This window comes from Chitinibacter bivalviorum, assembly GCF_013403565.1.
Taxonomy (GTDB): Bacteria; Pseudomonadota; Gammaproteobacteria; order Burkholderiales; family Chitinibacteraceae; genus Chitinibacter; species Chitinibacter bivalviorum.
The window spans coordinates 3,499,545-3,517,938 of sequence record NZ_CP058627.1 but is presented as its reverse complement, the minus strand read 5'-3'; the positions used below and the strand labels follow the sequence as shown (position 1 = coordinate 3,517,938).

The 18,394-nt window shown below is 47.9% G+C and carries 14 protein-coding genes; 5 read left to right on the top strand and 9 right to left on the bottom strand.

Features of this window, described 5'->3' with window-relative positions; genetic code table 11:
• Positions 1-40: 40 nt before the first annotated feature.
• Complete coding sequence (locus HQ393_RS16540; RefSeq protein WP_179356722.1) at positions 41-1,282, top strand: YihY family inner membrane protein; 1,242 nt, start codon at positions 41-43, stop codon at positions 1,280-1,282.
• Here the strand turns inward: HQ393_RS16540 and aroB are convergent.
• The 7 genes from aroB to HQ393_RS16505 are packed head-to-tail and all read right to left on the bottom strand — an operon-like array spanning position 1,213 to position 7,826.
• A complete protein-coding gene (gene aroB, locus HQ393_RS16535) occupies positions 1,213-2,307 on the bottom strand; it encodes a 3-dehydroquinate synthase (RefSeq protein WP_179356721.1) in 1,095 nt (364 codons plus the stop codon). The genes HQ393_RS16540 and aroB overlap by 70 nt on opposite strands.
• Complete coding sequence (locus HQ393_RS16530) at positions 2,304-2,834, bottom strand: shikimate kinase (protein ID WP_179356719.1); 531 nt, start codon at positions 2,832-2,834, stop codon at positions 2,304-2,306. Before HQ393_RS16530 ends, aroB begins: the two co-directional genes overlap by 4 nt.
• A gap of 51 nt (positions 2,835-2,885) precedes the next feature.
• Positions 2,886-4,982: a type IV pilus secretin PilQ gene (locus tag HQ393_RS16525; protein ID WP_218871230.1), complete on the bottom strand. Its 2,097-nt coding sequence runs from the start codon at positions 4,980-4,982 to the stop codon at positions 2,886-2,888.
• A complete protein-coding gene (locus tag HQ393_RS16520) occupies positions 4,979-5,503 on the bottom strand; it encodes a pilus assembly protein PilP (protein ID WP_179356717.1) in 525 nt (174 codons plus the stop codon). Before HQ393_RS16520 ends, HQ393_RS16525 begins: the two co-directional genes overlap by 4 nt.
• A gap of 21 nt (positions 5,504-5,524) precedes the next feature.
• Positions 5,525-6,160: a type IV pilus inner membrane component PilO gene (locus HQ393_RS16515; RefSeq protein ID WP_179356715.1), complete on the bottom strand. Its 636-nt coding sequence runs from the start codon at positions 6,158-6,160 to the stop codon at positions 5,525-5,527.
• Between the two features lie 2 nt (positions 6,161-6,162).
• Entirely contained in the window at positions 6,163-6,756 is a 594-nt protein-coding gene (locus tag HQ393_RS16510) for a PilN domain-containing protein (RefSeq protein WP_179356713.1), read from the bottom strand.
• A complete protein-coding gene (locus HQ393_RS16505; protein WP_179356712.1) occupies positions 6,753-7,826 on the bottom strand; it encodes a pilus assembly protein PilM in 1,074 nt (357 codons plus the stop codon). Before HQ393_RS16505 ends, HQ393_RS16510 begins: the two co-directional genes overlap by 4 nt.
• Positions 7,827-7,980: 154 nt before the next feature.
• Here HQ393_RS16505 and HQ393_RS16500 point away from each other — a divergent pair, with 154 nt between their 5' ends.
• From HQ393_RS16500 to HQ393_RS17980, 4 genes are all read left to right on the top strand, one after another.
• The gene (locus HQ393_RS16500; protein WP_179356710.1) at positions 7,981-10,290 is read left to right on the top strand and encodes a penicillin-binding protein 1A; all 2,310 of its coding nucleotides are present in this window, start codon (positions 7,981-7,983) and stop codon (positions 10,288-10,290) included.
• Between the two features lie 35 nt (positions 10,291-10,325).
• Positions 10,326-10,691: a flagellar brake protein gene (locus HQ393_RS16495; protein ID WP_179356708.1), complete on the top strand. Its 366-nt coding sequence runs from the start codon at positions 10,326-10,328 to the stop codon at positions 10,689-10,691.
• A gap of 226 nt (positions 10,692-10,917) precedes the next feature.
• On the top strand, positions 10,918-12,594 hold the full coding sequence (locus HQ393_RS16490) for a SulP family inorganic anion transporter (protein ID WP_179356699.1): 1,677 nt from the start codon (positions 10,918-10,920) through the stop codon (positions 12,592-12,594).
• 277 nt (positions 12,595-12,871) lie between these two features.
• Positions 12,872-14,770 (top strand): chitinase, encoded by a 1,899-nt coding sequence (locus HQ393_RS17980; protein WP_281361474.1) that lies wholly within the window; start codon positions 12,872-12,874, stop codon positions 14,768-14,770.
• Positions 14,771-14,884: 114 nt separating this feature from the next.
• Here the strand turns inward: HQ393_RS17980 and HQ393_RS16480 are convergent, their stop codons facing one another.
• Entirely contained in the window at positions 14,885-16,525 is a 1,641-nt protein-coding gene (locus HQ393_RS16480; protein WP_179356697.1) for a methyl-accepting chemotaxis protein, read from the bottom strand.
• A gap of 112 nt (positions 16,526-16,637) precedes the next feature.
• Positions 16,638-18,287, bottom strand: coding sequence for a serine/threonine-protein kinase (locus HQ393_RS16475; protein ID WP_179356695.1), 1,650 nt, complete (start codon positions 18,285-18,287; stop codon positions 16,638-16,640).
• Positions 18,288-18,394: the final 107 nt, after the last annotated feature.

The following is an 18,394-nucleotide window of genomic DNA, read 5'->3' as shown; positions in this document are numbered from 1 at the left end:
TTGCGTTATTATAAAGGGATTCGAGCCTCTCCATACGACCATGTCTGATACTTCCGATTTGCCACTTTGGCGCCGAATCATTGGCTTTGCCCGCTTTGTAGGTCGCCGACTGCTGGCTGATCGCTGCCTTGAAACCGCGGGTAGCCTGACCTATACCACGCTGCTGGCCGTCGTTCCACTATTCACGATTGCGCTGACCGTGATTTCCGCATTTCCGATGTTCAATGAAATTAGCAGCAAATTTCGTGGTTTTATCATCACCAATCTGGTGCCCGATGCCGCTGGCAAAGTGGTTGGCGTGTATATGCGACAATTTGCTGAAAATGCCGATCGCCTGACCACCTTCGGGATGATTGGTTTGGTAGCTACGGCCTTGCTGTTGATGCTCACGATTGAAAAAACCTTCAACACGATCTGGCGTGTGCAGCGCCAACGCAAGCTCTTGTCGCGTACCCTCACCTACTGGGCCACACTGACACTGGCGCCACTTTTAATTGGGCTAAGCCTGTCGCTGACCAACTGGTTGTCGAATCAAGCAGGCAGTATTGCGGGTGGGCTTGATGTTGAATTTATCAAACTTGGGCCTTGGTTTTTAGTTTTTGGCTCGCTCAGCTTGCTGTATTTGGTACTTCCCAATTGCTTTGTACCGCGCAACCACGCATTTACTGCGGCGCTGATTGCCTCAATATTGCTGGAATTGATGAAGTTGCTCTTTGCCCAGTACATCAAACAATTTGGCACGTATAAATTGGTCTACGGCGCGTTTGCCAGCTTTCCGATTTTCCTGCTATGGCTGTATCTATGCTGGGTGATCGTGCTCGCTGGCGCGGTGATGTCGGCCACACTATCGTATTGGCACAATGATGGCTGGCGCTGGGATGATCATCATGGCACTCGATTTGAGCAGGCGATGCGAATTTTATCTGAGCTGGCGTACGCACATCAGTACTCATACATCTTGCACATCAATGAACTACGCAAACGAGTGGGTTTAGGCGTTGATGCGACCCAACAATTGCTAGAGCAAATGGCAGGGCAAAACTGGGTAGAGTCCAACCGTGATGGGGAATGGTTTTTGGCGGGGAGTGCGCACAATATCCGCTTGCATCAGGTATTTGAGCTGATAGTGAGCCCGCTGAGCTCAGATGGAAAAAGCAGCCTGTCCTTACCGCTTGATAAGGCCAAAGCTGCTCTGGATATTACTTTGGCAGATTATTTATCGGCTTCGCAAGCGGCTAACAATGCCGAATCAATCGCTGACTCTGGCAATTCGCCAATATAAGCCTCACCCAGCTGGCGCAGCAAAATAAACTTGATGCGGCCAGCATCCACCTTTTTATCTTGCGCCATGAGCTCTTTAAAACGAGCAGCGCCACCGAGCGAAGGTGACACCACGGGCAGTTTGGTTTTTTTCAGGATCGCAATCACGCGCTCAACATCTTGTGTAATGAGATGCCCAAGTGCTTGTGATGCGTAGGCCGCTAACACCATACCAGCGGCGACCGCTTCACCATGCAACCAAACACCATAGCCCATGCCCGCTTCAATGGCATGACCAAAAGTATGGCCTAGGTTCAACAGGGCACGCTGGCCTGTTTCTTTTTCATCCGCAGCGACAATTCGAGCTTTGTTTTGACAGCAGCGCTCGATAGCTTCGGCCAGCAAGACCTCATCGCGAGCCATCAAGCCATCCATATTAACTTCCAGCCAAGCTAGGAACTCCGGGTCGTCAATCAAACCATATTTAATAACTTCAGCCATCCCCGCCGAGAACTCTCGATCAGGCAAGGTAGACAGGCTATCGATATCTGCCAGCACTAACCGTGGCTGATAAAAAGCACCAATCATATTCTTACCCAAAGGATGATTGATAGCTGTTTTACCGCCAACTGATGAGTCAACCTGAGCCAATAATGTAGTAGGGATTTGAATAAACGGCACGCCGCGCTGGTAAATCGCAGCTGCAAAACCAGTCATATCACCAATAACACCACCACCCAGGGCAATCAGCGTAGTTTTACGCTCCGCTCGCTCGGTTAGCAATGCATCCATGATCAGATTTAGCGACTCCCAAGTTTTATACTTTTCGCCATCGGGTAGGATAATTTGCTGGCAAACAATCCCTTGCGCCTCTAGAGACGCCACTAAGGGCTGCATATACAAGGGAGCAACCGTTGTATTACTAACAATAGCAACACGAGGCTGCGGCAAGAGAGAGCTAATTCGATCGGCAACTGACAATAAATTTTTGCCGATCAAAATATCATAAGGAGCATGTGCAATGTCTACACGAACAACACGGGTCATGTTTTTCTTTCCAATTCTTTTAGCAGTAGTTGCAGCAAGGAATTCACGCTCTGCTGGCTAGTATCCATGACTAGATCGGCCACTTCACGATACAAAGGATCACGTATGGCGTAAAGCTCGGCGAGGCGAGCCTTTGGATCTGCAGTTTGAAGTAAAGGGCGATTTTTATCGTGGCAGGTGCGCTTATAAAGCTCTTCTGGGCTCGCGCATAGATAAATCACGTAGCCATTTCGCCGTAAATGCGCTCGATTAGCCGGATGGAGCACAGCTCCACCGCCTGTTGCTAAGACGATATTTTTCAGCTGCGTGAGGTCAGCTATGGCTTCCGCTTCGCGTTGACGAAAACCGACCTCCCCCTCTAATTCAAATATGGTGGGGATACGGGCACCGGTTCTAGCTTCAATTTCATGATCTGAGTCATAGAAAGTTTTGCTTGCGGCTTTTGCTAGCGCGCGCCCAACTGTGGTCTTGCCGGCCCCCATTAGGCCGACTAAAAAAAAATTGCCTGGCATTTTCATACCAGGCATTTTACTTGATTCTACAAAGCTTAGCGATGATCTATCGCCAAGCTTTGAGTTTTAACGCAAAGTCAAATCTGACTGCAATACACGAGGGGTCAGGAAAATCAACAATTCACGCTTAGCTTTAACAGAAGTGCGATTTTTGAACAAATTACCCATTACAGGAATATCGCCGAGCAATGGAATTTGTGTCACGGTATTAGTGGTATCTTCAATATAGATGCCACCAATCACCACTGTTCCACCGTTTTCAACCAGTACTTTAGTCTTGATTTGCTTGGTATTAATGGCAGGGCCACTTAGTGTCGCCTCACCACGACTATCTTTATTCACAGCAACATCCATAAATACACTGCCATCAGGCGTAATTTGTGGCGTTACTTTCAGTGATAGCGTTGCTTTCTTGAATGAAACAGATGTTGCACCATTCTGAGATGACTCTGAGTATGGAATTTCCTGACCATCCTCGATCACTGCTTCGACTTGATCGGCAGTTACCAAGCGTGGGCTAGAGACAATCTTGCCTTTACCATCCTGCTCTAGAGCAGAGAGTTCCAGCCCCAACAAGCCATCAGAACCAGCAAGCAGCAGCGCAATTGAACCAGGATTAAAGCCACCGATTGCTGCCGCAGGCAAATTAACCGAGGGTTTCGAACCATCCAAAGCAGGGCCAGTAAATGTATTTGTCGTGCCATACTCTTTGGTTGTTAAACCACCAGCAACACCTGCATTTTTATTGGCATACAAACCATTCCATTTGACACCTAAGTTCTTAGTAAATCCATCCTCAGCCTCAACGATGCGGGCCTCGATCATCACTTGACGAACTGGAACGTCGATTTTGCTTAATAATTCACGCACCTGCTCCAGTTTTGAAGGGATGTCTTGCACAATAATTTGGTTAGTCCGTAAATCACTAGCGACAGTCCCGCGCTCAGATAGCAAGGAGGTTGAAGCATCTTTGCCTTTACCCTCAGAAAGTAATTTCTGTGCATCTATGGCTTTAGCATACTTCAGTAAGAAATATTCAGTGCGGGTAGGCTCCAAACCGGAGATCTTTTTCTTAGCCTCAAGTTCTGCCGTTTCTTTTGCGGCCAATTCATCTCTTGGCGCAATCCAAAGTACATTTCCAGATTTGCGCTGATCCAAACCTTTTGCTTGCAAAATAATGTCTAAAGCTTGATCCCAAGGAACATCTTTAAGGCGTAGCGTCAAAGCACCATTCACAGTGTCACTAGTAATAATATTCAAGCCCGTAAACTCGGCAATCACTTGCAATACTGTTCGAATTTCCACACTTTGGAAATTGAGAGATAGCTTCTCGCCTTTATAGTTTTGTTTTGCAAGTGATGCTTTACCTTTCCCATCAGCAGCATCTCGCACTTCCACAACAAAGCGATTTTCGGTTTGATACGCCGAATACTCCCAGTTACCTTTCGGCTCGATCAGCATTTTGATCGTATCGCCCTGACTAAAGGTATCTACTTTCTGAATAGGCGTACCGAAATCAGCAACATCTAAACTACGTTCAAGATTCTTTGGCAGTGAGGCTTTCGAAAACTCGACAAGGAGTTTTTTGCCTTGCTGACGAATATCAATTCCAACATTTGAGCTAGATAAATCGATAACAACTTTACCTTCACCTGCTGAACCGCGCCGGAAATCAATATCCTGAATTCCTTCACGTTTACCCGTCTGTTTGGACTCAGCAAATTGCGCATTAGTACGTGTAGGGGCACTATTTTTGTTTACCGATGCAGTACTAGCGCCATCAATTGAAATTAATAAGGAATTATTTTCAACTGTAGTTTCATACGAAGCAGGCTTTTGCAGATTAAACACTAAGCGCGTGCGACCCGTCCCTTCTGCAACATTAATCATTCGTAATGATGCACCATTCACTTGAACCGAACTTTTTCCCGCTTGATTAGTGGTATTGGCAAAATCAAAAGCAATACGAGGCGGCGTATTTACGGAGAAGCTAGTAGGTGTTGGAGGTGCACCGTTAAAGGTCACTTTCACAACCTGTTTTTCTGCGCTGACATTACTCACATCAATTGAAGTGATGCTTGCCATTTCTGCAGCTAGGGCAAAAGGAGCAATCAGCAAGAAAGCGGTCTGAGTTAAACAGCTCAGTATTTTAGTCATCTTCATTTTTTCTGCTCCGAGTCATCCAGACTAAGGGTTGTTGTACGTTCAACCCAATCGCCACCACTATCTTCTACAATTTCCTTAAGGGAAATCTCAGTTTCGGTCACTTTTGTAACCATGCCGAAATTTTGCCCCATATAGCTACCTAATTTAACTCGATACAAATTACCGTCAGGTGCCTTTACCAAGGCCTGAATGATTTTACCTTGCTGCAAGGTCCCAACCATGCGTAACTTCTCAAGATCGTAGCTTTCAAGTATTTCTTTAACGCGATTTGTATTTGGCGCAATGCCACCACCCGAGCCTTTCTTAGCCAGTTCCATTTTGCTGGGCTTAAAAGGATCAGGCAAATCGAATGCGTTATAAGTAAAAGGCTCATAAGGCTTTACCTCAGGCAGTGGCTCTACACGACCACGCAAACCCTCGGATTGTTCTTGCATCCAAGCCTTTAAATCACTATTTTTATCCCCAAAGCATCCGCTTAAAGAGGTAGTAATTAGCCCCAGTAAGATCCATCTTTTCATTATTTATCTCCCGATAGAGCCTTACTGTCTTTTTTTCTTACGAGCCTCAAGCTCAGCCTGTCGGATTGCCTGTAACTCTGCATCATCGAGTGCTCGATAAGTCTTAATTGTGGCTTCCATTGTCAACATAGATGGGTCTTTAGGTACAGACAACTTAATGTCACTCAAGGTCACAATTCGAGACAGCTGTGCTACATCACTCACAAAAGCTGCGAGGTCATGATACGAACCTGTCACTTTGATGCTAATTGGCATTTCGGCGAACTCCGCCGTTTTTAGCTCTACACCAGGCTTAAAGAGTTCAAACAAAAGACCACGACCAACGCCAGCCTGGTTAATTTCGGTCAGCAATGTTTCCATTTCAGATTTATTTGGCAATTGCTTAAGCAACGCACCAAAAGATTGCTGAATTTCAAGTAATTGCTGACGATAAGCTTCAAGGTTAATTGCGCGCTTTTTCTTTTCTAAAAAGTCCTGTTTTAATTGCTCTTCCTTTTGTCGCCCCACCTCTAACTCATCGAGTTGTGGCTGCCAAACATAATAATGCCCAATGCCAATTACAAGAGCGGCCAACAATGCCATTGCACCTAACTGTACGGGTATTGGCCAATTGCCGGCATCTTTTGGGTCTAAATTCTTAAGCTCATCCAATGTCATTACTATTTCCCCTTAGCAACGTTGGGTTGAGCGGCTACACCTGATGCATTTTCAACGGCACGAGTCACCTTTACATTCAGAATAAAATCAGACAACCGTTGATTACCAACATTTGCTGATTTCACTTCAATCAATAGCGGCTGCTCAAAAATAGCGGAATCATTCAAGTTACGCATCAGAGTAGAAACTCGGGCATTAGACTGAGCATAACCATTTATTACAACCAAATCAGCGGTTTGCTTAACATCTTTCAGATAAACACCCTCAGGAACTTGTCTAGTCAACTGATCCATTAGATGGACAATTTCAGTTCGATTAGACTGCAACCGTTCAACAATTTGTTTACGATCAAGCAACGCCTGCTTCTCTGCTTTTAGCTTTTCAATTTCAGCAATTTCCTTATCGAGCTTGGCATTTTCGATCGTCAGAAATTCATTTCTCTCATTTTGAGTATCAATTTTTGAACTTAAAAATAGATACCCTGCAATCAAAATTGCTATAGCAACCAAGAACGAAAAAGCCAACATACCGACGAAGCGACGTTGCCTAGCAATCCGTTTTTCTTGACGATGGGGGAGTAAGTTAATTCTAATCATGCTGGGTCAAACCTCCTCATGGCCAAACCACACGCAATGAGCAGTGAAGGGGCATCCAATTGAATTTGTTTGCCACGCACCTTACCCGTAGACATGCTAAAAAATGGATTGGCACGCATCGTACTAGCAACTTGAGTTCGACTTGAAACGGCCTCATCAAGACCATGAATCACGCTACAACCACCAGCCAATAAAATATGATCAACGGTTGTGTAGTTACTTGATGTGTAAAAGAACTGGAGCGAACGCGAAATTTCTAAAGCCATGGTATCCATAAACGGCTGCAACACATCTGGCTCATAATTATCTGGCAAACCACCCTGCCGTTTCGCCTGCTCAGCTTCTTCTGAGGACATATTGAATTTCCGCTGAATTTCTTGGGTCAATTGATTGCCGGCATATCCTTGATCACGGCTGTAAATTGACTGCCCATCCTTGAAGATATTCATGTGCATAGCGGTTGCACCAATATCAACCACTGCAACAATTTGATTATCACCGCCATTAGGCAACTGCGGGCGCATTAATTCGAATGCGGCTTGTGTCGCGTAAGACTCTACGTCCAATACAGAAGCCTTAAGGCCTGCCTCTTCGATAGCAGCTACACGCTCATCTACTTTATTCTTTTTCGCAGCAGCAATTAAAACTTCTTCCTCATCGGGGCTATTTGGAGCGACTCCCAACACTTGGAAGTCTAGATTGACTTCATCCAATGAGAATGGAATGTATTGATTTGCTTCGGTCTCAACCTGCATTTCCAAATCACGCTCATTCATTCCAGCTGCAACGAGGATTTTTTTTGTAATCACCGCAGAGGCAGGCAATGCTATCGCCACATTTTTGATTTTTCCGCCCATCTGCTTCCAGGCACGGCGAACAGCTTCAGCAACTGCATCTGGATTGGTAATATTGCTATCGGTCACAGCATCTTTTGGCAAAGGCTCAATTACATAGCGGTCTAAGCTAAAATTGCGCCCTGTTTGGCTCAGCTCAACCATTTTGACAGCAGATGCACTGATGTCGACCCCAATAAGGGGTGGAGCTGCAGGTTTCAGGAAATCGAGGTTCAACGCAATAGTCCCCTTATATGTAATCACAAAAATGCTATCAGCGTACAAGAGCCCATGTAAAGAAAGCTAGTCACACCTAACGGTTTTTGCAACAAACAAATAATCCACGTACATTAACACCTTAGACAATATTTCAGCCGAAGTCTCGACCTCAATGACAAAAAAAATACTTTTGGTGTTTATTGCAATATTTTCACTACTCAGCTTAATCGTTACGGCTCTTTTTGTGCTGGCTGTAGCTGTCACGTACCCAAAGCTGCCATCATTGGAGGCTTTAACTGATTATAAGCCCAAAGTCCCTTTGCGCATTTTTACGCAAGATAACGTTTTAATTGGGGAATTTGGTGAAGAACGGCGGGCATTCACGCCAATCAACAAAGTGCCGCAACAGATGATCAACGCGCTATTAGCCGCTGAAGATGAGCGTTTTTATGAGCATGGCGGCATTGATTACATTGGCGTATTACGTGCGATCGCAGGAAATGTAATATCAGGGCAAGCTCATTCTGGTGCCAGCACAATTACCATGCAGGTAGCAAAGAATTTTTATCTCACAAATGAAAAAACATTCACTCGCAAATTCACTGAGGCACTTTTATCTTTCAAAATTGAACACAATCTATCGAAAGATCAAATTTTAGAGCTCTATATCAATCAAATTTATTTGGGTCAAAGAGCATATGGCTTTGCGTCGGCAGCACAAATCTATTATGGCAAAGACATATCCAACTTAACGATTGCCGAAATGGCAATGTTAGCGGGGCTGCCTAAAGCACCGTCGGCTTACAATCCGGTCGTAAATCCAAAAAGGGCGAAACTGCGTCAGCTTTATGTTTTAAGACGCATGCACGAGCTAAATAAAATTACCACTGCGGAATATGAAGCAGCCAAAGTAGCTCCTCTGGAAGTAAAACGCTCTGCTCAACAGTTCCCCGTACATGCTGAATATGTTGCGGAAATGGTGCGCCAGATGATGTTTGAGCGCTATAAAGATGCCATCTACACACAGGGTTTTCAGGTTTACACCACGCTTGATAGCAAAAAACAACAAGCGGCCTATGAATCACTCCGTACAGGTCTCATCGACTACGATACACGACACGGCTATCGTGGGCCTGAAGGCTTTATTGAGCCATCACTACTCGCCTCTGGCTCCGAAGATCAGCTCGATGATGCTTTAAGCAACACCAAAGAAACAGATGACCTCAGAGTTGCTGTTGTTATCTCTAGCGACACCAAAGCTGTCAATGCCTACATTAAAGGCGGTGAGAAAATCACTATCCAAGGTGATGGATTGAAGTTTGCTCGCTCTGCACTTTCCGATAAAAACGCGCCAGCCAACCGAATTCGGCCCGGTGCAATTATCCGTGTTCGTGCATCAGAGCAAGGATGGGTCATCTCACAACTACCACAAGTAGAGGGTGCTTTTGTAGCGATGAACCCGCAACAAGGTGCAATCATTGCGTTGGTTGGCGGCTTTGATTACAACCGGAACAACTTCAATCATGTGACCCAAGCATGGCGTCAACCTGGTTCAAGTTTCAAGCCTTTCATCTATTCAGCCGCACTAGAACGTGGAGTCACCACGTCCACTCAAATTAACGATGCGCCGCTGGTGATAGACCCAGAACAAGTTGGCGGACAACGCTGGGAGCCGAAAAATTACGATGGCAAGTTCGCGGGTATGATGTCGGTGCGTAAAGCACTAACCTTGTCAAAGAACTTAGTTTCAATTCGCATTTTGCAGGCCATTGGCACTGACTACGCACAGCAACACATAACCCGCTTCGGATTTGACCCGAAGAATCACCCGCCCTACCTCACCATGGCGCTTGGTGCTGGCAGCGTTACTCCGCTACAAATGGCTGAAGGTTATTCTGTTTTTGCCAACACGGGATTCCGAGTGCGCTCATATTTTGTTGATCGCATCACCGATAGTCGTGGCAACATTATTGCCAAAACCCAGCCTGAAATTGCTGGCCAAAATGCACCAAGAACGCTCGACGCTCGAAATGCATTTATCATGACCAGCATGATGGGGGATGTCATTAAAATGGGGACGGCAACCAAAGCGAAGGTGCTTGGTAGAAATGATATGGCGGGTAAAACTGGTACAACTAACGACGCATATGACGCTTGGTTTGCCGGTTTTACACCACAACTGGTGGCCATTACCTGGATAGGCTTTGACCAACCTCGCTCATTGGGGGCAAGAGAAACAGGCGGTGCAGCGGCCTTGCCAGTTTGGATCAACTTTATGAGTACGGCACTCAAAGACATCCCAGAGCTACCCAAAGTAGTTCCTGATGGCATCATCACTAAAACCACGGAAACTGAAAACGGGCCAATCACCGAGTATTATTTGCAGGAATACCCAAATACCAATGCAGAACTCGGCTTGGGTGGTAGCAGCGAAGGGGGCGACAATCAACCTCTAGGTGAAATCAAAGAGTTGTTGTTCTAATGTGGCATTGATGCCCTAGGAAATACATCGACACCATGCAAAGACGCGACAACTACAGGCTCTTAATACCGGTTTTTCTGCCCGCCAATTGCTTCATCCCCACTCCAAACGGGGATGAAGCCGCAATTGCCTTAACTGACATCAGTATTGGTGGTCTGGGTTTACTTGGATTTAACCCTGATATTGAACTCATCGAAGGCGAAACGCTGCATGGCTGTCGTATTGAACTACCTTCGATTGGCATCATTCATTGCGATTTACTGGTGCGCACTCAAAGTGACATCACATTAAAAAATGGCATCAAAACCATCCGAACAGGCTGTCAATTCATTCAACTCAGTAACCAAAATGAGACTTTACTCCAGCGCTATTTGTTTCAATTAGAGCGACGCAGCAAATAAACACAACTTGATTGCGTATTCACAATCGTGATTTGAAGTTGTGCCCCACTCTGTATTTTATGCCCATGGCATGCACTCAATTCAGACTTGCCTTCCATAGCAAAAAAACAGCTACACTAAAATTGGCTGGCTACTGGACGCACTGTGTATGGCACAACGATGGCGGCAGTTAAGCAACACAACTTTATGGCGCAGATTTACTGGCATTCAACGCGACCAACTTGTAATGGACATCTTTGCAGGCGTTAGCGTTTGCATTGTCTTAATTCCGGCCTGTGTTGCGTACGCAGATTTAGCAGGCTTGCCACCGCAAAGTGGTTTGTACACTGCTTTAGCAGGCATGATGTGTTATGCATTATTCGGTCATTCCCGACAACTGATTGTCGGCCCAGATGCCGCACTCTCCCTTTTGGTTGCCGCGGCAATCGGCCCTTTAGCGGGAGGAAATTTGGCTCAATATATTCAACTTTCTTCCATTCTGGCCTTATTAGTTGGCGTATTAATGCTGATTGCAGCCAAAGCAAAGCTTGGCGCGATTGCAGATCTATTGTCTAAACCAGTCTTACTGGGCTTCATGAATGGCGCAGCGCTCATTCTGATTGCAAGCCAGCTTGGAAAATGGACAGGCATACAACTTCATGAATCCGCTTTTTTTCCACGCCTAGTTGAGCTAATTAATCACCTTACCGATATTCACAGCACCACCCTGATCATTGGCACTCTCTCGGTGTTACTTTTAGCCTTGTTGCGCTTTTTAACACCGAAGCTGCCAGCTGCGATCTTACTGTTTATCATTGCCATTTTTACAGCTTATGGCCTAGAGCTAGGCAAACATGGCGTCATACTACTGGGTGAGCTACCCGCTGGTTTGCCTCACTTGGCCGCTCCACACTTATTACTTTCAGAGATTACACTTCTGCTCCCTGCTGCTGCGGGGATCGCGTTGCTGGCGATGCCTGAGGGGATTTTGCTTGCCCGAGCATTTGCCCAAAAAAATGGCTATGAGATAGACCCCAATCGCGAACTCATGGCGCTGGGGCTGGCCAATATAACAGCCAGCTTGGCTCAAGGTTTTGCGCTAGGCGCAAGCCAATCACGCACCGCAATTAATGATGCTGCAGGAAGTAAATCAACCCTGTCGGGGCTAGTGGCCGCACTGCTTTTGCTGATTTTTTTACTTTTCTTGTCCGACTCATTGCGCCACTTACCTGTCACAACGCTATCGGCATTATTGATTTTTGCAGGGGTGAATTTAATTGAAGTTCGAGCCTGGGTTGAAATGTTTCGCATCGACAAAACTGCAGCCTTTTTTTCTTTGATAACCACGATGGGGGTGCTCGCGGTCGGCATCTTGCCCGGCATTATCGTAGGGATATTGCTGTCATTAGCCTACCTAATTCAATTTATGGCACGCCCATTTGATGCGGTTTTATGTGAAGCGGAAGGAAGAAAAGGCTTTCATGACGTTGGTGAGGCTGAAATCTCGGGTAGCTCACGCTATTTGCAAGGCTTATTGGTCTACCGTTTTTATGCGCCATTGTTATTCGCCAACAGCAGCTACTTTTTCGATCGCATTTGCCAACTCGTCGCCAATGATGGCGATACCCGCTGGGTACTGATTGATGCTCAAGCCATCACCTTTTTGGACGTCACCGCAGCTGAACAACTGCTCCGCCTCAATACTATGCTGGAAGAAGCAGGCATTGATTTGAAGTTTGCCCGATGCAATCGGCCGCTGCGTGAAGCATTGGATCGATATGGCATCACCCCAGCAATTGGGGCTGATAGTTTTTTCTCTCATGTCCATGATGCACTGCACGAATACAAACACCTCTATCCAGACGTAGTGACCGAACCCGTCGGCACCACAGAATGGAACGGTATTGATCGCCGTCGGAACTAAGCACTCATCTTGGCGCACCAAGCTGTGACCTAGCTCACTTAATGCCTCACCAGCCAAATACCCCAAGCTACTTAAAACTGAAGTAATTCAAGGTTTTCACCAAGATCAACAGCCATTTCTTATTTACAACAGATACTTAGCAACTTTACCGCCTATACAACTTCTAGCTTACACTCATCCTGTTTCACCTCATACGTGTTATCCCTAGGTGGGGTGAAATCGGCCATCAGAGCCGATGTGGCCTGATGTGCTGCTCAAACAAAATAGGATGGAGAAGATGATGAACCAACGCACTTCGGGCACCGCCCGCATTGCGGCGCTGTTGGCGGGCTTATTGCTCGCCGCAGGCGTCCATGCCGCAACATGGCAAGAAGGAAGCACCTACGCCGTAGGTGCTACTGTTGATTACAACGGTAAAACCTATACCGCTCTGGTAGCACATACCGCCTATGTCGGAGCAGGCTGGAATCCGGCCAGCACACCGACGCTGTGGAAAGAAGGGGGTACAAGCCCTACAGTAGCACCTGCAACACCCACCCCATTTGTACCTCTTACCACCCCTGCAATAACTCCAACACCCCAGTCATGCTCCTCGGACACCCTTCCGCCATACCCGCCGATCACTTTAATTGCTCCCGCAACGTGGCAGTTATCTAGCATCAACAATGGCACGTCTTGTTCTCAGCCAACTTGGGTTGGCTCTTGCCCTGCGAACTTTACTTTTGTAACCAACCAATGTGTTCCCAATAATCAGACCCAACCTGCATGGGATAAATCGGTGGCATACATCGGTGGGGCAAGGATCAGCTATAACGGCGCGGTCTATGAGGCCAAATGGTGGACACAAGGCGACGTGCCGGGAGCTGCCGAATGGGGTCCTTGGAAACTGGTTGCCGTGAGTAACACGACACCAAGCCCGACACCAGTAGTTACTGTCAAACCTAGCCCTACCCCATCATCAACTTGCGCCAACGTTGCTCCACCGCCTGTGGCCGCGCAGTACGAAGCAGTTCCGGTTTATGATGCCAAAGGTTGCATTATTAGCTGGAATATCGTCCTCAAACCAACGCCAACACCAAGCGCCTCAGCCAGCCCATCGCCTACGCCAGTGGTCACTGTTTCGCCTAGCCCAACACCAAACGTGACCCCAGCACCAGCTAACGATAAATTGCTGGTTGGTTATCTGCACGCCAGCTTTGCCAATGGCTCAGGCTATATCCGCATGAACGACGTGTCAGACAAGTGGGATTTCATCAACCTGTCATTCGCGGAGCCCACTTCAGCCACCAGTGGTGAAGTGGCATTCAAAATGTGCTCAGTGGCAGAGTGCCCAACTGTAGAGTCTGAAGCTGAATTTATTGCAGCCATTAAAGCCAAACAGGCTAAGGGCAAAAAAGTTCAAATTTCGATCGGTGGTGCCAACGGTCAAGTGCGTCTCGAAACGACTGCGGCCAAAGACGCCTTTGTTCGCTCGGTAGCAGCCATTATCGATAAATACGGCTTGGATGGTTTGGACGTAGACTTCGAAGGCCACTCACTGCAATTGAACGCAGGGGACAACGATGTTGCCAATCCGAAATCACCCGTGATTGTGAATCTGATTGCCGCGCTCAAAGAGCTCAAAGCCAAATACGGCAGCAAATTTACGCTGACGATGGCGCCAGAAACGTTCTTCGTTCAACTGGGTTACAGCTTCTACGGTGGCAATTGTGCGGGTTGCGACACGCGTGCCGGTGCTTATCTGCCAGTGATTTACGCTTTGCGTGACGATCTGACGCTGCTGCATGTGCAGGATTACAATTCAGGTCCGATCACTGGCTTGGATAATACCTACCACAATATGGGCAGCGCCGATTTCCACATCGCAATGACTGATATGCTACTCAAAGGCTTTAAGGTAGCGGGAACGAGCTTCCAATTTCCTGCATTGCGCCCCGACCAAGTGGCCATTGGCCTGCCAGCCAATGCCAATGCGGGTGGTGGCTTTACCACCGTGGGTGATGTACAAACAGCACTCGACTGCTTGATGAAAGGCACGAGCTGCAGCAGCTACAAACCAAGTGCAGTTTATCCCGGCTTGCGTGGCTTAATGACGTGGTCGATTAACTGGGACAAATTCAACAACTTTGAATTTAGCACTCAGCATCGCGCTTACTTCGATAAGCTACCGAAATAATTAGCCTGTCGTTACAAAACAAAACCGCCCTAGCGCAAGCAGGGCGGTTTTAAATTTCAAGGGTATACTCACAGAGAGATTACTGAATAATACCTGCAGCGAAATACACTTCAATTAGAACAATTCAACATCATTATCGGTTTTGTGTTCCAACTTAAAATAACTCGTATCCGAACGCAGCGCATCGGCGACTTGGCCAATCATGCTACTCGTCTGCGCTAGATCAGCCGAAGAAGAAGAGTTTTGCTCGCTCATCGTCGCAATCTGGACGACTGATTGCGCAATTTGCGTCGATGTACCACTCACTTCATCTAGCGCATCATGAATTTGCGCCATATCTTTACTGGCCTGAATTGAAGCATCGAGCACCTGCGCCATTTCGCCTTGGGCGGAATTAATCAACTCCACCCCGGAGCCCACACGGGCGACGCTTTCTTCAATAGCAGCGACAATACCTTGCGTCACTGAGCCTACATTTTGAATCATGTCGGAGATCGATTTGGTCGAGCCCCCCGTGCGCTCAGCCAATTTACGCACCTCATCAGCCACCACCGCAAACCCGCGCCCCGATTCACCTGCCCGCGCGGCCTCAATGGCGGCGTTGAGCGCCAGCAAGTTAATCTGATCGGCGACTTCGCGGATGATCGTGACGATTGAATTGATTTCAGCCATTTGCTTGTGCAGATTCGTCACATTTTCAGCCGACTCATACACGCTAACTTCGACTTGGCGAATCTCATTCGTCACATTTTGCAGCACTTTGGTAGTACGCATCGCCGCTTCACCCGTTTGCGACACTTGGCCAAATGCCGCAGTCGCTTGCGCGGTGATTTGCGTCATCGTGACCGCTAATTCTTCAACTTTGGCGGCAATCCGTTTAGCGACCTGACTTTGCTCTGCGCTGGCTTGCGACAAATTATCCGCCTGCACATGCAGGGTTTCTGCCTGACCATGCAGCATCATGGATTGCCCATTTAAGCCTGAAATTACGTCGGTCCAACGCGCACGCATTCTTGATAAATACGCCATCAGGCTGTTGCGGTCACCGTCTAGCACTGGTATCTGATAAGTCAGATCCCCCTCAGAGAGTCGCTCAGCCGCTTTTTTACCGACCGAAGGTTCTCCACCGAGCAAGCCCATAATCATTCGATAGATCAAAACGCCACCCGCAACAACACAAGCAGTGAGCAAAATAACTAAAACGGCAGTAACCCAGCGCAACTCAGTGGTTTTGTCATCCACATCTCCGACGGTTTTTTCTTGTAAAGCTTCAATCTGGCCATTGAGTTTCTCTAGGCCTTGCTGCGCTTGATCAGACTGCGCATCAAAACCATCGGGTGCTTTCATAATCTGATTGCCTGCTTCACGGCTTTGGCCGTAGGCCGCAACCATTTTCAGGCCAGTATCATACAGTTTCTGATTTGCCGCCTTTAACTCCGTTACAGCGCCGCTCATGTTGCTCGATAGGCTGGCAATCTTATCGAGCTTGATCTGGGCATCATCTAAAGCTTTTTTGGCGTCTACTATGCCATCTTGTTCTTGAGTGGCCGCCGAATCAGTAATGTATTGCTGGATTTGTACAATGTCATACTTGGTGGCGACGAGATTTTCGACCAACACATCAGTGACCGAATGTTCATACTCGCTCACGGTTTGCAATTGCCCCAGCAACATATACAGCCCGCCTGCCTGTAAGACTGACAAGCCGACCACAACCCCCACAAACAACATCAATACGTGTTTTATTTTATTCATAGAGCTTGTCACCCCCAATGGTCTTAATCTAGTCTCAACCCAATCTAGTAAAGACGCGTGTACAGATCATCATAGACAGTGATCGCTGTTTTTTGTAAAGAAACAGCCAAGCCTAGCGGCGATGCTGGGGCTGCTGGGGTGGGTTGGATTTCTGGCACTGGGCGTCGCCTTCAATACAGGCCATCAAACCATCTACCGAGCCTTGCAACTGTTTTTGTGTGGCCTTCAAATTGCGCGAAATGGCATTACCCAAATCGCTAATTTCAGACTTGGAAGTTTGCACTACAGGCTCAGTGCGAGTGTTATCTGGTGCTGATTGAGCGTTATCCACAGTAGGATCAATCGCTTCGCGCGGATGCGGATCTGCTTTAGCTTTTACATGCTCAGACTTGGCGACCTGCGGCTCAACTGGCACGAAATCCGAAACAGGCTCTGCCTGATTGACTTGGTTTTCTGGGATCACAACAACTTCTTCTCGTCCCACCTCCATACTGGGCTCTATCATTGGTGCGGGGCGTAAAGACCAAGCCCCCGCCACCATCAGTAATATCGTCAATCCACCACTCGCCCACTGCGCCGGACGCGGCCATTTCAACCACTGACGCCACAACAGCTGCCCCAGCTCACCGAGCTTTTGCCCGCCCCGCAGCAAATGCGGCTTGGCCCAGCACCAGCCACGCCACGTCGCAGCAGCCAGTCTTGGCATCCATATGCGAATTTGTTCGCCCAGCGTACGTACCACAGGTCTGATTGCCTTCGCGCATAGCAGCAAGATCGACCATAGATTGAGCACAAGCCAATGCAGCATCTCTAGCGTTTGCAACAACCAACGCATGAGCGGCGAATTTGCTTGCCTTGCATCTGGCGCCACTTTATCTCGCTCAGCTTGAGTTGCTGCGGAATCAAGGTCGGGCTTAGTTTGGGTTGGCGACACCGGATCGGTTTGGATTTCTGCCGCGTTGTGTAAAGCCAATAAGGCTTGCTCGGCATTGGCAAAGCGCTGTTCGCGCGACTTGGCCAAACAGCGCAAAATCACCGCCGCCAGCCAAGCGGGGGTTTCTGGGGTGAGTTGGCGTGGGTCGGTCGGCTCGGCGTGCAGAATATTAAAAATAATACTCATCGTGTGCTCGCCATCAAATGGCACTTGCCCCGTTAAGGCCTGATATAGCACGACGCCGACCGAATATAGATCTGCCCGTCCGTCAATTTTTTGCCCGCCTAGTTGCTCGGGCGACATATAGCGCGGCGAGCCGAGCACCGTGCCTGTGCGAGTCAGATCGCTGGCAGGCAGTTGGGCAATGCCAAAGTCGGTAATTTTGAGTCGGCCGTTTTGTGTCAACATCAAGTTGGCGGGTTTGATGTCGCGATGCACCACATCATGCACATGGGCATGCGCGAGTGCGGAAAACATTTGCTTGGCCAAGCCAATGACGTCTTTCACCGCCAGCTTGCCGCGTTTATCCAGCAGCGCCTTCAGCGTCACGCCCTGCACCAACTCCATTGCCAGATATGGCTTTCCTCGCCATTCGCCGCAGTCGTAGACCGTGATAATACCGGGGTGATTGAGCCTCGCTGCCGAACGTGCCTCTTGCAATAGGCGCGCGGCATAGTCGGCGGCCTCGCCCTGATCGAGCGACACTTGCAAGAGTTTAATCGCCACATCACGCTGTAAACGCTCATCGCGAGCCCGAAAAACCACGCCCATTGCGCCTTGGCCGAGGCGAGACAAGAGCTGATAGTGCGCGATTTTGGCTTCACTCATGGCAAAAACAATGGATCTTTTGGCATAAAGGGCTGATTGTACAGTGACTTAACCTCGATCAGACGGCTCAATCACGTGATTTTGCGCACAGAGCAGGCAGCAAATCG

What these genes read in the sequence shown, in the direction of transcription:
- HQ393_RS16540 (WP_179356722.1), top strand. Translation starts at nt 41, where the DNA reads ATGTCTGATACTTCCGATTTGCCACTTTGGCGCCGAATCATTGGCTTT.
- aroB (WP_179356721.1), bottom strand. Translation starts at nt 2,307, where the DNA reads ATGACCCGTGTTGTTCGTGTAGACATTGCACATGCTCCTTATGATATT.
- HQ393_RS16530 (WP_179356719.1), bottom strand. Translation starts at nt 2,834, where the DNA reads ATGCCTGGTATGAAAATGCCAGGCAATTTTTTTTTAGTCGGCCTAATG.
- HQ393_RS16525 (WP_218871230.1), bottom strand. Translation starts at nt 4,982, where the DNA reads ATGAAGATGACTAAAATACTGAGCTGTTTAACTCAGACCGCTTTCTTG.
- HQ393_RS16520 (WP_179356717.1), bottom strand. Translation starts at nt 5,503, where the DNA reads ATGAAAAGATGGATCTTACTGGGGCTAATTACTACCTCTTTAAGCGGA.
- HQ393_RS16515 (WP_179356715.1), bottom strand. Translation starts at nt 6,160, where the DNA reads ATGACATTGGATGAGCTTAAGAATTTAGACCCAAAAGATGCCGGCAAT.
- HQ393_RS16510 (WP_179356713.1), bottom strand. Translation starts at nt 6,756, where the DNA reads ATGATTAGAATTAACTTACTCCCCCATCGTCAAGAAAAACGGATTGCT.
- HQ393_RS16500 (WP_179356710.1), top strand. Translation starts at nt 7,981, where the DNA reads ATGACAAAAAAAATACTTTTGGTGTTTATTGCAATATTTTCACTACTC.
- HQ393_RS16495 (WP_179356708.1), top strand. Translation starts at nt 10,326, where the DNA reads ATGCAAAGACGCGACAACTACAGGCTCTTAATACCGGTTTTTCTGCCC.
- HQ393_RS16490 (WP_179356699.1), top strand. Translation starts at nt 10,918, where the DNA reads ATGGACATCTTTGCAGGCGTTAGCGTTTGCATTGTCTTAATTCCGGCC.
- HQ393_RS17980 (WP_281361474.1), top strand. Translation starts at nt 12,872, where the DNA reads ATGATGAACCAACGCACTTCGGGCACCGCCCGCATTGCGGCGCTGTTG.
- HQ393_RS16480 (WP_179356697.1), bottom strand. Translation starts at nt 16,525, where the DNA reads ATGAATAAAATAAAACACGTATTGATGTTGTTTGTGGGGGTTGTGGTC.
- HQ393_RS16475 (WP_179356695.1), bottom strand. Translation starts at nt 18,287, where the DNA reads ATGAGTGAAGCCAAAATCGCGCACTATCAGCTCTTGTCTCGCCTCGGC.